We start from the raw sequence: 19523 nt of genomic DNA, 5'->3' as shown, positions 1-19523 counted from the left end.
ACTGATTAAAAATGAGTCAAAAACAACTCAATTTTAACATAATCATGCTTTCAAAAGGCTTGTTAATACTGACGTAACGTTAATTTAATTAACATTTTATCTAAAAATTTGGAGTATATGTAACTTATTTGTAGTTTTATCGAACAAATAATGCACTTAATCGATAATTTGAATTTGAAACTAAATTATAACATATTATTTTTCGTTTTACTTCAAACTTTAATGTTGAATGCTCAACAAGAAATATACAAAAATTCTTTTGAAGCAACTCCATTAAATGTAACCCAGTATAGTGGAAATCCTACAATGCATTCAAATATTACTTCTGCTGTTTGGTCTAATGACGGGTACAATTTTAATTTTTCTCAAGAAACAGGGGATACAGGTAACGCCTTAGGTTTGAGTATAAACGGAGGTTCTAAATATACGCTTACATTAACTATAGCGGCTGGACAAACTATAAGCATTAGTGGTCTTAATTTCTGGGGTAAAAAAGAAATGGCTAATATGTCTTGGACAGTTAGAGTAAATAATTTTCAAGTTGGAACCGGGAATACAACTCAAGTAGGAGATTTTGTTGGGCCGTTTACTCTTACTAATCCTATGAATAATTTAAGTGGAACGGTAAATATAGAAATTGATGTAAACGGTAATGGAAATGGTACTTATAGTTTAGATGATTTCACACTTTACGGAAGTGCTTCAAATCCTTGCCCGGAAGTAAGTTTCATGCCAGTTGATAATGTCACTTGTGAAAATAAGTTCGCCACTTTTTATGCATATTCAATTGAATTATTGATGTCTCAAGAATCTGAGACATACCAATGGAAGGTGCTTGATAATGGAGCTTATGTGCCATTAACTAATGCAGGTAATTATTTGGGTGTTGATACACCAGCATTTTCTATACAGAATACTCCCTTAATTTTTGATGGTAATAAATATATATGTGAAGTAACTTCTGGAGGTTGTACCTACATATTAGGTCCAATAACTCTAAAAGTTTACCCCAAACCTCAACCGATAACGATACAATATAATAATTAAAAAAAAGCTAAAAATAAATATTATGAAAAAGAAATTATTCACTCCGCTCATTACAGCAATTTTGATCTTATTTTGCTCTGTGGCCTTTGCACAACAAGAAATTTGTGGAGGTGATGTTGAGCAATATGATGTAACACAAACTTCGGGTTCTACGTATGAATGGGAGGTTTTAGAAGGTGGTTTTGCAGGCACAATTACTGGAAATGATACCAATGAAATAGAAATTGACTGGGCAAATACCCCTGTTGGCACCTACACACTTCAAGTTACCGAAATGGGAGCTGGTGGTTGTGAAGGAGATCCAGTACAAATTACAGTTACTATAAATGAAACACCAACTGCTCCAGTAGTAACAATTACTCAGCCTACTTGTACAACTCAAACAGGAAGTTTTGAAGTAACCTCGCCAGTTGGAAGTGGTTTAGAATATAGTATAGATGGAGGAAATAACTATCAAACCGCGACTACCTTTAATAATTTAACGCCTGGAACTTATCAGGTTATTGCTAGAAATGCAGCAGGATGTATATCAGAATCAACTAATGTAATCATTGATCCAGCACCTGCGGCTCCAGCAGATGCTACAGTGTCTGTTACTCAACCTAACTGTGGAGATGCTGGCGGAACTATAGAGATTACTGCTCCAACGGGAAGTGGTTTAGAATATAGTATAGATGGAGGGAATAATTACAGTTCAGCTACGACATATAATGATTTACCAGCAGGTGATTATGATGTAATTGTGAAAAATGCAGATGGTTGTGAGTCTGGTGTTATAAATGTAACCATAGATCCGGCACCTGCAGCTCCTGCAGATCCAACCGTAGCTGAATTTCAACCAGAATGTGGAGAGACCACAGGAAGTATAGAAATTACGGCTCCAACGGGAAGTAGTGGTTTGGAATATAGTATCGATGGTGGAAATACTTACCAAACAAATCCACTCTTTACAGATGTAGCTCCAGGAACTTATGATGTAGTTGTAAAAGATACTTCTAGTGGATGTGAGTCTAATACAGTAAGTGCTACAATTAATTCAGCACCTGCAGCGCCACAGACTTCACCTATCAATTACAATTAATAACTAGAAAAGAAAACAGAGAACAAGTTTAATTTAAAATTCAATTTTTGACCGTGAACAGTATAATAAAGCATATCGCAAGAAACCTTTCAACTTCAGCTCTAAAAAGCTGTGGGTTGAGCGGTATGCTCATATTGTTCTCATTAGGAATGTTTGCACAACAGCAAGTTCCTCGACAAGACCTTAATCCTTGTCAGCAAAAAAAACCTGTTGTTTATAGTGTAGATGTAAATGAGAATAATGGTAATGGTTCAGATAATTCAATTTATAATTGGAGTGTTTTAGAGCCACAGTTTTCGGGAGAAATATTTGTTTTAACTTCAAGCGGAAATAAAATTGAAATTGAATGGCAAGATTCTCCAAGCGGAATTTATACACTTAAAGTACTTGAAAAAAACTTGCTTACTGGCTGTACAGGAGATCCAAGGTTTTTAGAAGTTTCTTTAGATGTTGGACCTCAATTTGATCCTATTCAAGGTCCAGATATGTTGTGTGAAGGTGAAACCGCGTTGTATTCTCATACGCAACTTAACGGCACTTGGACAATAATTAAACAAGGAGGTAATGCTAGTATCGATGATCAAGGCTTGCTTACTGCGGAAAAAGAAGGAAAAATCACATTACTTTATAATTTTAATATTGGAATTTGTGAATATTCCGTAGAAAAAACAATTTTCATTAATCCTTTACCAGTAGTGAGTTTAGAAGATGCTTCTTTATGTATAGATGAAAAAACAGGTGAAGTTAACTCGCCGGCAACTTTATTCGCTCAAACCGATGACGGAAATTATAGTTTTACTTGGTATAAAGAAGGTGAAGTTTTAACGGTAACCAATCAACCAGAACTATCTGTTCTTAAAACAGGTAATTATAGTGTTCAAGTTAAAAATATAGATACGGGTTGTACCTCGGAACTAATAAATGCGGAAGTGATAGAAGCAGCTATTCCAACAAAAGCAACAGCTTCAGTCTCCCTTGATTTTGATGATAGACAAACCGTAAAGGTAGATGTATTTGGTTCTGGAAACTACCAATACAGCTTTAATGGCGGTCCGTTTCAAAGTAGTAATATATTTAATGATATAGATGCGTTGCCTGGAACTTATCCTATAGAAATCATAAGTGAAGGTGGTTGTAAATCATTAGTAATCGAGGTTACTATTATTAATTATCCTAAATTTTTTACACCTAATCAAGATGGATATAATGATACTTGGAATATCACAAGTCTTCGTTCAGATAGAAGTGCGGTAATTCATATCTTCGATCGCTATGGTAAATTATTAAAATCTATAAAACCAAGTCAAGCAGGTTGGGATGGAACTTATCATGGAAAACAAATGCCGGCGAATGATTATTGGTTTTTAGTTGAATATAAAGATCGTAATAACGGTCAACCCCGTGAATTTAGATCGCATTTTACCTTAAAAAGATAATTTCCTACAATATATAATAAGTTGTGAGAATAAATTTAAAATAATGTAATTATAAGGAAAAAATTAAGTAAACTTATTTAATACCGTTATATTACTGTTCATAGGGCTTATAGAAGGTTTTGTAATTTTATAAACTCTTTGTTATCAGTATATTATTTGGGTTTTAAAAGAAAATCTGTAGATTTGAAACAACCAACAGATTTTTTACACATTCATAATAGAGCCTTAATGCTTTGTAAAAGCTGGGTCTAAGCTCTATTTCTAAATTTGTGTTCAATCTTTTAAAACCTAATTTGCATGAAAACACGATTATTTAAGAATTTCTTATTTTTACTATGTTTCATTTTTTCTACCTTATGTTGGTCTCAATATAATGGTCTAGGAGAATTTGAAGAGATAACTAATTTGGCGGAATTAACTGATGGTTATTATGTCATCGTAGATGAGGATAATAACTTTGCGATGAACAATGTTAATTCGGGTTCATATTTTGAAAATACAGCTGTTAGTCCGAATTCTGGAAGTATAATAAATCCAGATGAAGCTATAGTTTGGAAAATTGAAACAGATGGAAGTGGAAGAACTATTTATAATGAAGAAATAGGTGTATATGTTTCTTATTCAGGTTCGGGAAATAGTTCATCTGAAAGTTCTTTTGTTGGTTCAGATGCAGAACGATGGTCTTTTACTTATTCAAATACAGTATTTTCTGTAGAAAACTTAGGAACAGCGGGTAGGGTTTTACGGTATAACACTGGTTCACCAAGATTTGCGTGTTATTCATCTTCATTTGGGAATAATTTGCTATTATATAAATTAGAAACTACCTCCAACGAGCCAGAATTATTTGGAGTTCCGGCAAGTGTTTCAGGTTTAAATTACATAGAGAATGAAGGTCCTTCTACGCCAGATTCTTTTGAGGTAACAGGACAAAATCTAGATAATTCAAATGTAACTTTAACACTTCCAGCTAATTCAGATTTTGAAATATCTACACAGCAATCTAGTGGTTATTCAAATTCAATTACCTTAAATAATTATGACGGTTCGTCTACGACTATTTATGCTAGATTAATTGCAGGTTTAGCTATTGGAGACTATAATGCCACCGTTATAGTTTCTGGCGGATCGGCAAGTAATATCAGTATAAATCTTGAAGGTACGGTTATTGAAGAATTTAATCTTCCATATACGAATGGTTTACGAGATCAAACCGATTGGGATGAAGCTACTGGCTTTGGTTTTGAGTTTAATAATACCACATTTGAAGCTGCTGCTGGAGGATATATTCGTTTTAGTCCAGGCGGTAATATAATTACACCAACTATAGATTTCACAAACTATACTAATCTAGAAGTATCCTTTGATCTTGAAGATTTCGGTGGTAGTTCTGGTCAAGAAATTACTATTTCTATTTCTGATGATGGAGGAGTAAGTTATATAGATTTAAATACTTTTTCAGTGCCCGGAAGCTATACTACTTTTACAGAAACGATTGATTTATCATCTTACAATACATCTAACGGAAAGATCAAATTTGAAATGACTGGAGGAGGAGCTTCTACACGCTTTAGAGACTTAAGTATAACTATTCCTAATATTACCTATACCTATAACGGCTCGTGGTCTCCTGCAAATCCAGTAGGTAATGCGACTAGTAACGATAATATTGAGGTGATTTCAGGAAGTGTAGAAATCGATCAAAATCTTAAAGTGAATAATATTACGATTAATACAGGAGCTACGTTGGAAATTTCAGCTAATCTTACTGCAGATGGCGATATTACAAATAATGGAGATTTAATTTTTAAAAGTACTTCTATTCAAAACACAGGTACTTTAGGTCCAATTAACACTTCCTCCAGTATTCCCAATGTTACTGTAGAAAGATTTATTCCTGCAAAAAGAGCATTTAGATTTATTTCGAGTTCAGTAACAACTTCTTCTTCAATTAATGAGAATTGGCAAGAAAATCAGCATAATACAGGAACGAACTTTCCGAGTGATAACGAAAATTCTAATGATGGTTTTGGTACTCATATAACAGGTTCTACCACTGGGGCAAATGGTTTTGATGCTACACCGTCGGGCAGCCCTTCTTTATTTACCTTTAATAATACAACGCAAACTTGGGCTGCGGTATCGAATACCGATTCTAATTCATTAACTGCCGGAGAGCCTTACCGATTAATGATAAGAGGAAGTAGAGCTATAAATGTAACAGATAATGATGCAACTCCTACAGATACTAGATTAAAAACAACCGGAAATTTAGTGACTGGCACGCAAATATTTTCAAATTTAACCGATGATGTAAATGAATTTAATTTTGTAGGGAATCCTTATCAATCGGTTGTAAATATGAATAGTGTTCTTAGCGCGAGTACAAATATAGATACCAACGAATATTATGTTTGGGATCCTAATAAAGGAACTCGAGGTGGATATGTTACTGTGGCTTTGCCTGCCGGAACAAATTCTGATGGCTCAGCAGCAAATGAGTATCTGGAGCCTAATCAAGCATTTTTTGTAGCTCCAACCGGAGGTGCAAATCCTGAGCTTGTTTTTGAAGAAAGTCATAAAGTATTCGATAATCTTACCTCAGTTTTTAGTGAAGATGAAGATTTAACATTAACGGTTCAATTAGTTGCTTTAACGAATGCGGAAGAATTGTTAACTGATAGCTTTATGGTTTTATTCAGCGAAAATTATTCAAATTCTTATAATGAAAAAGATGCTTCTAAAATTGGAAATTTAGATGAGAATATTGCCTTAGTAAACGGTTCAAAAATTTTAAGTATTGAAAGAAGAAATCTTCCAACAGCGAATGATTCACTAGCTTTTTATAATAACAACTATAGATTCAATAATTATAATTTAAAGGTTGAGGTTCCTTATTTTGAAAATCAGCAAGCAGTTTTATATGACAATTACCTTAAAACTGAAACAACTTTAGCTGAAGGTCTTAATACCATAAATTTCAATGTAGATTCTTCAATTGAAGAAAGTGTGAAAACTAATCGTTTTTCAATTCATTTCAGAAATAAAACCCTATCAAATCCAGATTTTAATCAATCAAAAATTAGTTTATACCCCAATCCATTTAAAGAAGGAAATCTAACTATTCAGACTTCCTTAACTAATGGCGAAAATGTTGAGGTAGGTATTTATAATATGCTTGGTGAACAAGTTTTTCTTCAGGAAGAAAAGGTGTCAGGTCAACACCAAAAAATCCAACTTCAAAATTTAAATCTTGAGAGAGGGGTTTATATTGTAAGAATACATTCAGCAGAAAAGTTAAGTTCAAAAAAATTAATCGTAGAATAACAAAGGCATGAAAAATTTAAAAATAATTCAATATATAATAGCAGTAGTTATTTTGCTATTCACAATTCATATAGAGGCTCAGAATTTACCAAGTTTTATGGATGACGTAGATGACGAAACACCGGCTGCGCCTATCGATGGTTTTATAGGTGTCGCCTTAGCTGCCGGAGTTTATATGGGAGTAAAAAAAATGAAGGGTAAAAAATAATTAGAGAATTCCAATAATGAAAAGCTCAACTGAAAAGTTGAGCTTTTTTGATTTAGGAAGAAATTTATATAATTCCGTTAACATTTTGCTGGTTGTCGTATAAAAATTAGGGATTAACTAACAAGTGTAAAAACGTTTTTTCATTAAGAACATACCCCTTACTTTCATCAAAAAAAACAGTTAGGGGAACTTTTAATTTCTTAAAAGTAAAACTGTTACAAAAAAAAATTGCATTATGAAAAAAGTTTTACACAACAATGTAAAAGCAAAAATCAGCTTTATATTTTTGCTTTTAGTAGGGACTACGAGTCTTTTTGGCCAAACAAATGCATGGCTTAATGAATTGCATTATCAGAATTCTGGAGCAGACATTAATCAAGCAATTGAAATTGTTATAGAGAATCCTGGTACGCTTTCAGATTATTTAATTGAATTGTACGATGCTAATGGAAATGTCTACAATTCTGAAACTATTAATAATTTCCAAGAAGGGGAAAGTATCAATGCCTTTACAATTTATTATTGGTATCCTCCTACAATCGAAAATTTAGGAGGAATAGCTATTTCTTATCAAGGAAACTTAATTACCGGTCAGTTTTTGAGTTACGGCGGAACAATCACCTCAAACAATGGAACAGCTTCTGGTCTAACTTCTGAAGATATTGGGGTGAGTGAATCTAATTCTACTCCCGGTACAAGCACACTAGAACTATATGGAACTGGAGAATCTTATGATGATTTCGAATGGTCACCTTATTCAACTATTCCTTCATTTTCTACGCAAACTTTTGGGAATGTAAATACTATACAAACTATAGGGGATGGTAGTAATAATCCACCTTTCATTGAAAGCGTAACACAAAATCCTTCTGCAAACATGGTAACTTCTGTAAGTCCTGTCCACGTAACTGCTACAATAGTAGATGTAGACGATTTACCATCGGTCACCTTAAAATGGGGGTATGCAAGTAATTCTCTGTCTAACGACATAGCAATGAATCCTACCTCTGGGCAAAAATTTAAAACCGTTGACCCAATTCCTGCTCAGCAAGAAAACACAATGGTTTATTATCGTGTAGTGGCAGTAGATAATACAGGTCAAACGACTACAAGTAATTTATATTCTTATGGAGTGTTACCGGATAATCCTTCAGGTTTAGCAATCAATACAGTAGATAGTAGATATTTTATAAATTTTGATGAAACGGTAGCGAATGTAAATAATTCAAAATATCAAGGTTTAGGTTTAAAAAGTACTCCTGCTGCGGGTCAATTAGATAGTGATGCTTTTAAAGTTTATCCTACAGGAAATCCACAGAACGTTACTTTTGGAGGCGATTATACTTCATCTTCTGCTTTTCCACGTTATAGAAAAGGACAATCTGCAGGAAACGTTACCGATCAAGGTTTTTATGCGTTTACGGTAGCTAGCAATAATAATGCCTTTGGTGTTCAACCTGGAGGTTCAGTATTCTCAGATGGAAAAATTATTTTACGAATTCAAAATATTTCTGGAGTTGCTATTAATTCATTAGCTGTTGCTTATAAATTATTTGCGTTTAATGATCAAGCTCGTTCTACAGAAATTGATTTTTCTTACGGAACAACTGAGCAAAATTTGGTACAACTTAGTAATTTAAATTACAGTACACCAACTACAGCAGATAGTAACCCTACTTGGAAAGGAAATTATTTTAAAACGGATATTGAAAATATATCAATTCCGGCGAATGGGGTTTATTATTTAGTTTGGTCTTTTAAAGATAAGTCTTCAACCGCTACCGGAGCTCGTGATGAATTTGCGTTAGATGATATTGAAATTATCGCAAATCCTTCTACACTTACCAATCAATTGAGTGGAGTGATAAATGATGTAAAAATGGATGGGGATGTAACCTTAGCAGGTCCTACAAAACTTTCAGGAAATCTCTCTATTATCTCAGGAGGATTAAATACGAATAATAATCTAACTTTTGGAAGCTCTGCAGAGCAAACAGGAACAGTTGGCAATTTAAGTAATGGAACTATTACCGGTCAAGTTACCGTAGAACGATTTTTTAGTGCACGACGAGCTTTTAGATTTATTTCAAGTTCAGTAAATTCTTCAGAAAGTATTTTAGAAAACTGGCAAGAGGGAGCCGAGACCAATACAGCAAACCCCGTACCGGGTTATGGAACACATATTACTGGTTCCGTAAGTGGTGCTAATGGTTTCGATGCGACACCGTCAGGAAATCCTTCATTATTCACTTATGATAACGAAAATCAATCTTGGAGTTCTATTCCAAATACAGATAACACGTTCGTCTCTGCTGGTGAAGCTTTCAGATTAATGGTTCGTGGCGATCGCTCTGTAGATGTAACCGATAATGAAACTACACCAACCACTACTAAAATTAGAACTCGTGGTACTTTAGTTAGTGGAAATAAAGTTCTATCAGGTTTAGGAACCGACGCAGGGGATTATAATTTCATAGGAAACCCTTATCAAGCGGTGGTCGATTTTTCTAGTGTATTAAACAATTCAACCAACATCAATGATAATAATTATTATGTTTGGAATGCTAACTTGGCAATACGCGGAGCTTATGAAACCATAGATTTATCGTCTAATCCGGCAGCTTATTTACAACCTGGTCAAGCAGTTTTTGTAAGAACATTGAATGATGGAAATGCTTCTATTCTTTTTCAAGAAAGTGATAAAGTAGCGAGTGCTTCTACAGCGAATACCGTTTTTAGTGTAAGCAATAAAGCTACTATTTCTATTGATTTATATTCGGAAGAAAATATTACCACTAACTTCCAAAAGAGTGATAACGTCACCATTAATTTTTCTGAAAATGATTCTGATGCGATTTTAGCAAACGATGCTCCTAAAATGGGAAATCTAGATGAAAATTTAGCAGTTGTTCAAGACGGAAACTATTTAAGTTTAGAATATAGATCGCTTCCTTCAACTGAAACTATTATTCCGCTTTTCGGAAATCAGTATCGAAGTGAGAATTATAGATTTAAAGTTAATGTTCAAAATTTTGAAGAGTTAACACCTTATTTAGTTGATAAGTTTACAAATAAGGAATACGAACTTGCAAATGCTCGCCAAACTGAAGTTTTATTTACTATAAATGAAACAAGCGAAAATAGTATTGCTAGTGATAGATTTGAAATTCATTTTAAAGAAAACGCTCTTGGTATAAAAGAATTGCAAACTTCAAGTATAGCAGTTTATCCTAACCCAGTAGAAAATAATGAACTGTTTATTGATTCTGAAAAGTTAAGCGGTGTTGAAAACACTATAAAAATTTACAATCAATTAGGGCAATTGGTGTATTCAACCACAAAATCTAATGGGACTTCAAAATTACTATTGAACGATTTAAACTTATCTAGCGGTTTATTTATTCTTCAAGTAGAAAATGAAAATGGTAGCTGGACCAAAAAATTAATTGTAAAATAAAAAGGAAAGATGATGAAAAAGGAAAAAATTAATATCGTAATCGTTTTAATAGTACTGCTTTTTAGTACTCCAATATTTGCTCAACTACCAGGTTTTGATGATAATGTAGATGATGAAGGTACTTCAGCAGCTCCTATAGATGGGTTTGTTGGTTTGGCACTTGTAGCCGGCGCATTTTATGGCGCTAAAAAATTAAAAAGAAAGAGTAATATCTAATTTTAATAAAACAAAAAAGCCTCTCGAATGAGAGGCTTTTTTTATAATCAATCTATTAAAAACTAGTCTTTTAAGATACTTCTTGAAATTACAATTTTCTGAATTTCAGAAGTTCCCTCGTAAATCTGAGTAATTTTAGCATCACGCATTAAACGTTCTACGTGGTATTCTTTTACGTAACCATTTCCACCGTGAATTTGTACCGCTTCTACAGTCGCATTCATTGCCGTTTTAGAAGCGTATAATTTTGCCATTGCCCCTGAAAGATCATAATTTTTCTTTTGGTCTTTATCCCAAGCCGCTTTCATTACTAAATGTCTTGAAGCTTCAATTTCAGTATACATATCAGCTAATTTAAATGCGATTGCTTGGTGGTTGCAAATTTCAGTTCCAAAAGCTTTTCTAATTTTTGAATAATCGCGCGCCAATTCATAAGCGCCACTTGCAATCCCTAAAGCTTGCGCAGCAATCCCAATTCTTCCGCCTGAAAGTGTTTTCATAGCGAATTTAAAACCGAAACCATCGTCTCCAATTCTATTCTCTTTTGGTACTTTTACGTCATTAAAATTTAAGGTATGCGTGTCGCTTCCTCTAATTCCTAATTTATCTTCTTTGGGACCAACTTCAAAACCATCCCAACCTTTTTCAACAATAAAGGCGTTAATTCCTTTATGTTTCTTTTCACGATCGGTTTGTGCAATTACCAAATAATAATCGGCACTTCCCCCGTTGGTAATCCAGTTTTTGGTTCCGTTAAGAACGTAATGATCGCCTTTATCGATAGCAGTAGTTTTTTGCGAAGTCGCGTCACTTCCTGCTTCTGGTTCGCTTAAACAAAATGCGCCGATAGATTCACCGGTAGCTAATTTGGTTAAATATTTTTTCTTTTGCTCTTCAGTTCCAAACGTTTCAATTCCCCAGCAAACTAATGAGTTGTTAACAGAAACAATTACAGAACAAGAAGCATCTATTTTAGAAAGTTCTTCCATTGCCAATACATAAGAAACGGTATCCATACCGCCTCCGCCATATTCGGGTGAAACCATCATTCCTAAAAAACCTAATTCTCCCATCTTCTTCACTTGTTCAGTTGGGAAAAGTTGTTTAGAATCTCTTTCTATTACACCGGGAAGAAGTTCATTTTTTGCAAAATCTCTCGCGGCATCTCGTATCATTAAGTGCTCTTCTGTAAGCTTAAAATCCATTGTGCTTCTATTTATTAAGATGTTTTTAAATGAAAGGCTACAAATATACTTTTAAACGCGTAAATTTTCAACGATTATTAGGTATTTTTACGAATATGGGAAATTTAAATTATTCAGTAATAGGAGTGATGTCGGGTACATCGTTAGATGGAATTGATTTAGCGCATATTCATTTTATTAGAGAAAATAATACCTGGAAATATAAGTTGAAAGAAGTTGAAACAATTTCATATCCTGAAAAATGGGTGAATTATTTAAAAAATGCGGTTGAAAAAACTAAAGCGGAATTAAAAACCTTAGATGAAAAATATACGGTATATTTAGCTGAGGTTATTAATAATTTCATCCAAAAAAATAAGCTTGCTGAAAGTACCCTTATTGCTTCTCACGGACATACAATTTTACATCAACCTGAAAAAAAGTTAACTTATCAAATCGGAAATTTACCGCAGCTTGCAAAATTAATTAATCGAAAAGTAGTGTGCGATTTTAGAGTACAAGATGTTGAATTTGGCGGACAAGGAGCGCCTTTAGTTCCAATTGGCGACCAATTATTATTTAAAGAATTCGATTATTGCATTAATCTTGGCGGTTTTGCTAATATTTCTTTTGAAAAAAACAAAGAGCGAATCGCTTTTGATATTTGTCCGGTGAATACGGTTCTAAATTTTTATGCTGAAAAATTAGGTAAAAAGTTTGATGAAAACGGAGAAATGGCTCGAAAAAATTCAGTAGATAAAATTTTACTTCAGCAATTAAATGAGCTTGATTTTTATCATCAAAAACCGCCAAAATCCTTGGGAATAGAATGGGTGAAGTCCGTTATTTTTCCATTATTAGAAAAAAGTAAGCTTTCTGAAAAAAATATTATTGCAACCTTTACTGAACATTGTGCAATTCAAATTTCTTCAATTATAGAAAACAAGGCTTCAACACAAGTACTCATAACTGGTGGCGGAGCGTACAATACATTTTTAATTGAACGTATTCAGCAATATACAGACGCTAAAATTATCATTCCAGATTCAAAACTAATCGAATATAAAGAAGCGCTCGTTTTTGGGTTGCTTGGGGTTTTAAAAATAGAAAATGAAATAAATGTGTTAAAAAGTGTGACGGGAGCTTCAAAAAATCACAGTTCAGGAAAAATATTTAATCCTTAAAAATTTCTAAACGCTAACCTGTTTCACAACAATGTGTTTATGTATATTTGTGCAGCAAAAATTAAAATACCCTAAAAATTCAATACTTGTGAAAGATCTACTTAAACTATACGAAAATAAACAACCCGAAATTGTATTCAACTGGAAAGATTCTGAAACCGAAGCGGAAGGCTGGACGGTTATAAACTCATTGCGTGGCGGTGCTGCCGGTGGCGGAACCAGAATGCGCAAAGGTTTAGATATGAATGAAGTACTATCGTTGGCGAAAACCATGGAAGTAAAATTTACCGTTTCAGGTCCGGCAATTGGCGGAGCGAAATCTGGAATTAATTTCGACCCAAACGATCCACGAAAAAAGGGAGTTTTAGAACGTTGGTACAAAGCGGTTTCACCATTATTGAAAAATTATTATGGAACCGGAGGCGATTTAAATGTGGATGAAATTCACGAAGTAATTCCTATTACTGAAAATTGTGGCGTTTGGCATCCGCAAGAAGGGGTTTTTTCCGGTCATTTTAAGCCAAGCGAAGCCGATAAAATTAACAGAATCGGTCAACTTCGTCACGGGGTAATTAAAGTTTTAGAAAATTCAGAATATTCTCCAGATGTAACGCGAAAATATACCGTAGCCGATATGATTACCGGTTATGGCGTGGCTGAAGCGGTTCGTCATTATTACGAAATTTATGGTGGTGATGTTAAAGGTAAACGCGCCGTAGTACAAGGTTTTGGAAATGTAGGTTCTGCAGCAGCTTATTATTTAGCGCAAATGGGAGCTAAAGTTGTGGGAATTATCGATAGAGCTGGAGGATTAATAAATGAAGATGGTTTCTCTTTTGAAGAAATAAAAGAACTTTTCTTAAATAAAAAAGGAAATACACTTGCAGCCGATAACATGATTCCTTTTGAAGAAATCAATGAAAAAATATGGAATATAAAAGCTGAAATATTTGCACCGTGTGCCGCTTCACGATTAGTGACTAAAGAGCAAATTTCAACGATGATCGATAATGGGTTAGAAGTAATTTCTTGCGGAGCGAATGTGCCATTTGCAGATAAAGAGATTTTCTTTGGAGAGATTATGGAGTTTACCGATCAGCGTGTAAGTTTAATTCCAGATTTCATTTCAAACTGTGGAATGGCAAGAGTTTTCGCTTATTTTATGGAACGTCGCGTACAAATGACAGACGAGTCAATTTTTAATGATACTTCCATGACCATTAAAAATGCAATAAAAAATACATTCGATAATAACAGTTCTAAAACGAACATTAGTAAAACTGCTTTTGAAATCGCTTTAAAACAACTTGTTTAATGTAACACAGAAACAGTAACTCTTTTTTAATTCTAACCCATGTTAAAAAATTTTTTGGGCAATAGTCCCAAGTGGTTTAAATATGCTATCGTTTTCTTTTTAGCATTTAATGTTCTTTCATTTTACGTTCTCGGGTCAACCATAACAGCTTGGCTTTTTATAGCAGAATTTATTTTCACCTTAGCCATGGCCCTAAAATGTTACCCATTGCAATCGGGTGGTTTGTTGGCTGTAGAAATTTTAGTTTTGAATTTAACTTCTCCAGAAAAGGCTAAAAATGAAGTTATTCAAAATTTCGAAGTCATTTTTCTGCTCATGTTTATGGTTGCGGGAATTTATTTTATGAAACCTTTATTGATGTTTATTTTCAGTAAAGTGTTTACTAAAATAAAATCTAAACTGGTGTTATCGTTATTATTCGTATTACTTTCGGCAGTTCTTTCCGCTTTTCTCGATGCTTTAACGGTAACTGCGGTTTTAATTAGTGTATCCGTTGGCTTTTATGGTGTTTATCATAAAATTCAATCTGCCGATACAGATTATAACGAAAGCGGAATTCTAGATAGGAAAGAATTAAGCGGTGAAACCTTAGAGAAATTCAGAAGTTTTTTAAGAAGCTTAATGATGCATGGCGTTGTAGGTACTGCACTGGGAGGCGTTTGTACGCTTGTTGGAGAACCACAGAATTTATTGATAGGAGAAAAAATGGGATGGGATTTTGTTGAGTTTTTTGTAAAAATGGCTCCTATTACACTTCCTGTTTTGTTAGCTGGTTTACTTACCACCATTTTATTGGAAACGACCGGTTGGTTTGGATTTGGGCAAAAACTTCCAAAAGTAGCACGTACGATTATAGAAAATTATACCGATGAAATGGATGAAAAACGAACTTCATCTGAAAAATATGGCTTAGTAGTACAAAGTATAGCTGCTATATTATTAATTGCCGGTTTAGCACTTCATATCGCGCCTGTCGGATTTATTGGTTTAGGTTTAATTGTGGTGCAAACTGCCTTTATGGGAATCACAGATGAGCATAGCTTAGGAAAAGCCTTTGAAGAAGCTTTACCTTTTACCGGATTAATTGTGGTGTTCTTTGTAATTGTAGCAATGATTCATGAACAGCATCTTTTTCATCCTATAATCGATTGGGCGCTTACTTTAGATCCGTCAGATCAACCTTCAGTATTTTATGTGGCAAATGGCTTACTTTCCATGATTAGCGATAATGTTTTTGTGGCAACTGTTTATATAGGAGAAGTGCAAAATGCATTTCAAAATGGAAATATAACACAAGCACAATTTGAAAAATTAGCAATAGCGATAAATTCAGGTACTAATTTACCAAGTGTTGCAACGCCAAACGGACAAGCTGCTTTTTTATTTTTATTAACTTCTTCTTTAGCACCACTTATAAATTTATCTTATTTTAAAATGGTGAAAATGGCACTACCTTATACCATTGTATTAGCCTTAATTGGTTATTTAGGAGTCGTGTTTTTTTTGTAGTCAACTGGAAATAACTTAGCTTTATATCTTAAATTATAATTATTTAGTAGATTAAACGTTATCAAAATTAAACGAATAGATTTATGCTAGCAATATTTATGCAAGAAGCTGCCAACCAAGCTCAAGATGCGGCAGAACAAGTACCCGAAGAAAAAACGCTTTCTTTTTTTGAATTAATTTTTAGTGGTGGTATTGGCGGAACAATTATCATTGCTATTCTTTTTGTATTGCTAGTGGTAGCAATGTATATTTATTTTGAACGTCTTTTTGCCATAAAAGCAGCTTCAAAATCTGATCCTAATTTTATGGCTCAGATAAAAGATAATGTTGCTACCGGAAATATTGAAGCTGCAAAAATTAGATGCGCGCAAGAGAATTCTCCGGTTGCTCGTTTAACTGAAAAAGGAATTTCCAGAATCGGAAGTCCGCTAGAAGATATTAATACCGCTATCGAAAATGCAGGAAGACTCGAAGTTTATAAATTAGAAAAAAACGTAAGTATTCTAGCAACAATTGCCGGAGCAGCACCAATGATTGGGTTTTTAGGAACTGTAATTGGTATGGTTTTGGCTTTTCATGAATTAGCAACAAGTAGCGGTCAGGCAGAAATGGGTTCTTTGGCACAAGGAATTTACACCGCGATGACCACAACAGTTGCAGGTTTAATTGTAGGAATTATTGCTTATATCGGTTATAATCATTTGGTTGTAAAAACCGATAAAGTTGTGCACCAAATGGAAGCTACAGCAGTAGATTTCTTAGACTTATTAAACGAACCGGCTTAATATGAATTTAAGAGGAAGAAATAAAGTAAGTCCCGAATTTAGCATGTCTTCCATGACAGATATTGTGTTTCTGTTATTGGTGTTTTTTATGTTAACTTCTCCGGTAATCACGCCCGAAGCTTTAGATCTTATTTTACCTAAAGCCAAAGGGAAAACTACCAATAAGCAAAATTTGGCGGTGAGTATTACTAAAGAGTTAGAAGTTTATATAAATGATGAAAGAATTTCAAAAAATAATTTGGAATTAGAATTGCAGAAGCGTTTACGAGGAGTGGAAGAGCCTACGATTATTTTAAGAGCTGAAGAAAGCGTGCCTATTCAAGATGCGGTAAATGTAATGGATATCGCAAAAAGGAATGAGTATAAAATAGTGTTGGCGGTTAAGCCGCAATAAATAAAAAGTTATATGGCGTTGTTTGAAACCAAACATGAGAAAAAATCGCTGATTATTACGGTAATCATCAATACGCTGTTGCTTATTTTGTTGTTTTTCTTTGGTTTAACCTATTTGGATCCACCACCGGAAAATGGAATTGCCGTAAATTTCGGAACATCAGAAGTAGGTTCAGGTACAGAGCAACCTACAGAACCTGTAAAATCTGCACCGCAACAAAGTACTTCTCAGTCAACTTCAACACCGCAAAGTGAACCAGAAGTAAATGAAGAGGTGATTTCTCAAGATACAGAAGATGCACCGGTAATAAAAGATAAGAAAAAAGAAACCAAACCAACTCCTACTGATAAACCTAAAAAAGAAGAAAAGCCTGCTGAAGAAAAAACTGAACCGGTTAAAGAAAAACCGAAAGAAGTAAAGAAACCAGATCCTAAACCAGATAAATCCACTTCAGATGCAATGAATAGCATTTTAAACGGACCTAAAAAAGATGGTCAAGAAAATGGAGGTGAAGGAAATGATAATCAAGCTGGAGATAAAGGAGATCCCAATGGCGATCCCGATGCTTCTTCTTATTATGGTCAAGGAAAAGGTCTTGATGGCGACGGAAATTATCGTTTAGGAGGTAGAAAAGCATTAAATAAAGAAAAATTTGTTCAAGATTGTAACGAGTCCGGTGTCGTAGTGGTGAAAATAGAAGTTAACCAACAAGGCAAAGTTGTAAATGCTGTAGCCGGTGTTAAAGGCACTACCAATACTGCTTCTTGTTTATTAGAACCAGCTCGTCGTGCAGCTTTAGCCACTAAATTTAATAGTGATGCAGATGCGCCTGTAAAACAGGTAGGGACTATTGTTTACGAGTTCAAACTTTCCGATTAATATTTCCATGAATTATAAAGAAACTTTAGACTGGATGTTCCAGCAGTTGCCTATGTATCAGAAACAAGGGAAAACTGCTTTTAAAAAAGACTTAACAAATAGTTTAGCTCTTTCAAAACATTTAGGATTTCCGCATAAAAAATTTAAGAGCATTCACGTAGCAGGAACAAATGGAAAAGGTTCAACCAGTCATATGTTGGCTTCTGTTTTACAAGAATGTGGCTATCGTGTGGGTTTATATACTTCACCTCATTTAAAAGATTTTAGAGAGCGTATAAAAATTAATGGTAAAGATGTTTCTGAAGAATTTGTAGTGAATTTTATAGAAGAAAATAGTGAATTTTTACAAGATTTACGGCCTTCTTTTTTTGAAATGACAGTTGCAATGGCGTTTCAGTATTTTGCGGAAGAAAACATCGATGTAGCAATAATTGAAGTTGGTTTGGGCGGAAGATTAGATTCAACCAATATTATTACGCCAGAACTTTCTGTAATTACAAATATTGGTTTAGATCACACACAATTTTTAGGAAATACACTAGAAGAAATTGCCAGCGAAAAAGCGGGAATCATAAAAAAGGGAATTCCGGTCGTAATCGGAGAAAGTGCTAAGAATACTCGCTTAGTTTTTGAAGAAAAAGCTCAAGAAACTGGCTCTTGTATTTCTTTCGCTAATGAAATGAATATTTGGGCAGCTTATCCTTCAGATTTAAAAGGAAATTACCAAGAACATAACAAAAAAACGGTAATTGCCAGTCTTGAAATTTTACGCTCTCTGGGTTGGAGTATTGATGAAAGTAATATAAAAGCGGGAATTGCTAAAACAAAAAGCAATACAAATTTAAAAGGGCGATGGGAAACTTTATCACTAAACCCTAAAGTAATTTGTGATACAGCTCATAATGCTGAAGGTTTACGATGTGTCATCCGTCAGTTGTTAGAAGAAGATTTTAAAAAATTACATATTGTTTTAGGAGTAGTGAATGATAAAGATTTATCACTCATTTTACCCCTATTTCCCAAAGAAGCGAAATATTATTTTTGTAAACCTTCAATTCCTAGAGGAATGGATGCGTTACTTTTACAAAACTCCGCAGAAAAATATAATTTGTTTGGCGAAACTTATAATTCTGTTGAAAGAGCCTATTTAGCTGCAAATGAAGCAGCTACTTTAGATGATTTAATTTTTATTGGCGGAAGTACATTTACAGTGGCAGAAATAATTTAATTTTTTTTAAAAAAATACTTTGTGAAATGTAAAAATGGTTTATATTTGCATCCGCATTACAGCAATAAGGGCGCGTAGCTCAGTTGGTTCAGAGCACTTGGTTTACACCCAAGGGGTCAGGGGTTCGAATCCCTTCGCGCCCACTAAAAAATCCGAAGTAATTTTACTTCGGATTTTTTTATCTTTGATTTTTATTTTGGGTCATTAACTCAGTTGGTTCAGAGTGTTACCTTGACAGGGTAGAAGTCACTGGTTCGAATCCAGTATGACCCA

Annotated in this window: 15 protein-coding genes and 2 tRNA genes; 16 read left to right on the top strand and 1 reads right to left on the bottom strand. The window is 34.1% G+C overall.

Annotated features, from left to right (window positions below):
• Nucleotides 1-150: 150 nt before the first annotated feature.
• The 7 genes from ACFFGL_RS13055 (at nucleotide 151) to ACFFGL_RS13025 (ending at nucleotide 10772) form a co-directional block, all read left to right on the top strand.
• The gene (locus ACFFGL_RS13055) at nucleotides 151-1047 is read left to right on the top strand and encodes a hypothetical protein (protein ID WP_309729867.1); all 897 of its coding nucleotides are present in this window, start codon (nucleotides 151-153) and stop codon (nucleotides 1045-1047) included.
• Between the two features lie 22 nt (nucleotides 1048-1069).
• Nucleotides 1070-2128, top strand: coding sequence for a hypothetical protein (locus tag ACFFGL_RS13050; protein ID WP_309729869.1), 1059 nt, complete (start codon nucleotides 1070-1072; stop codon nucleotides 2126-2128).
• A gap of 53 nt (nucleotides 2129-2181) precedes the next feature.
• The gene (locus ACFFGL_RS13045; RefSeq protein ID WP_309729872.1) at nucleotides 2182-3564 is read left to right on the top strand and encodes a T9SS type B sorting domain-containing protein; all 1383 of its coding nucleotides are present in this window, start codon (nucleotides 2182-2184) and stop codon (nucleotides 3562-3564) included.
• A 297-nt stretch (nucleotides 3565-3861) separates the two neighbouring features.
• A complete protein-coding gene (locus ACFFGL_RS13040) occupies nucleotides 3862-6891 on the top strand; it encodes a T9SS type A sorting domain-containing protein (RefSeq protein WP_309729875.1) in 3030 nt (1009 codons plus the stop codon).
• Between the two features lie 7 nt (nucleotides 6892-6898).
• Nucleotides 6899-7099, top strand: a complete 201-nt coding sequence (locus tag ACFFGL_RS13035) for a hypothetical protein (protein WP_309729877.1) — start codon at nucleotides 6899-6901, stop codon at nucleotides 7097-7099.
• Between the two features lie 235 nt (nucleotides 7100-7334).
• Complete coding sequence (locus ACFFGL_RS13030) at nucleotides 7335-10556, top strand: T9SS type A sorting domain-containing protein (RefSeq protein WP_309729878.1); 3222 nt, start codon at nucleotides 7335-7337, stop codon at nucleotides 10554-10556.
• Nucleotides 10557-10565: 9 nt separating this feature from the next.
• On the top strand, nucleotides 10566-10772 hold the full coding sequence (locus tag ACFFGL_RS13025; RefSeq protein WP_378928583.1) for a PID-CTERM protein-sorting domain-containing protein: 207 nt from the start codon (nucleotides 10566-10568) through the stop codon (nucleotides 10770-10772).
• A gap of 62 nt (nucleotides 10773-10834) precedes the next feature.
• Here the strand turns inward: ACFFGL_RS13025 and ACFFGL_RS13020 are convergent, their stop codons facing one another.
• Entirely contained in the window at nucleotides 10835-11977 is a 1143-nt protein-coding gene (locus ACFFGL_RS13020; RefSeq protein WP_309729882.1) for an acyl-CoA dehydrogenase, read from the bottom strand.
• 29 nt (nucleotides 11978-12006) lie between these two features.
• Between ACFFGL_RS13020 and ACFFGL_RS13015 the strand changes: the two genes are divergently transcribed.
• The 9 genes from ACFFGL_RS13015 to ACFFGL_RS12975 all read left to right on the top strand — a co-directional run bounded on the left by ACFFGL_RS13015 (nucleotide 12007) and on the right by ACFFGL_RS12975 (nucleotide 19523).
• The gene (locus ACFFGL_RS13015; RefSeq protein WP_309729884.1) at nucleotides 12007-13140 is read left to right on the top strand and encodes an anhydro-N-acetylmuramic acid kinase; all 1134 of its coding nucleotides are present in this window, start codon (nucleotides 12007-12009) and stop codon (nucleotides 13138-13140) included.
• An 88-nt stretch (nucleotides 13141-13228) separates the two neighbouring features.
• A complete protein-coding gene (locus ACFFGL_RS13010) occupies nucleotides 13229-14455 on the top strand; it encodes a Glu/Leu/Phe/Val dehydrogenase dimerization domain-containing protein (RefSeq protein ID WP_309729887.1) in 1227 nt (408 codons plus the stop codon).
• A 39-nt stretch (nucleotides 14456-14494) separates the two neighbouring features.
• Complete coding sequence (nhaB, locus tag ACFFGL_RS13005) at nucleotides 14495-15964, top strand: sodium/proton antiporter NhaB (RefSeq protein ID WP_309729888.1); 1470 nt, start codon at nucleotides 14495-14497, stop codon at nucleotides 15962-15964.
• Nucleotides 15965-16047: 83 nt separating this feature from the next.
• Nucleotides 16048-16749 (top strand): MotA/TolQ/ExbB proton channel family protein, encoded by a 702-nt coding sequence (locus ACFFGL_RS13000; RefSeq protein ID WP_309729890.1) that lies wholly within the window; start codon nucleotides 16048-16050, stop codon nucleotides 16747-16749.
• Between the two features lies 1 nt (nucleotide 16750).
• A complete protein-coding gene (locus tag ACFFGL_RS12995; protein ID WP_309729892.1) occupies nucleotides 16751-17143 on the top strand; it encodes an ExbD/TolR family protein in 393 nt (130 codons plus the stop codon).
• A gap of 12 nt (nucleotides 17144-17155) precedes the next feature.
• Complete coding sequence (locus tag ACFFGL_RS12990; RefSeq protein ID WP_309729895.1) at nucleotides 17156-18022, top strand: energy transducer TonB; 867 nt, start codon at nucleotides 17156-17158, stop codon at nucleotides 18020-18022.
• Nucleotides 18023-18029: 7 nt separating this feature from the next.
• Nucleotides 18030-19250 (top strand): bifunctional folylpolyglutamate synthase/dihydrofolate synthase, encoded by a 1221-nt coding sequence (locus tag ACFFGL_RS12985; RefSeq protein ID WP_309729898.1) that lies wholly within the window; start codon nucleotides 18030-18032, stop codon nucleotides 19248-19250.
• Nucleotides 19251-19318: 68 nt separating this feature from the next.
• A tRNA-Val gene (locus ACFFGL_RS12980) sits at nucleotides 19319-19393 on the top strand.
• A gap of 55 nt (nucleotides 19394-19448) precedes the next feature.
• A tRNA-Val gene (locus ACFFGL_RS12975) sits at nucleotides 19449-19523 on the top strand.

The sequence above is a fragment of the Mesonia maritima genome (assembly GCF_042433895.1).
GTDB lineage: Bacteria > Bacteroidota > Bacteroidia > Flavobacteriales > Flavobacteriaceae > Mesonia > Mesonia maritima.
This window is presented reverse-complemented; position numbering and strand designations above follow the sequence as displayed.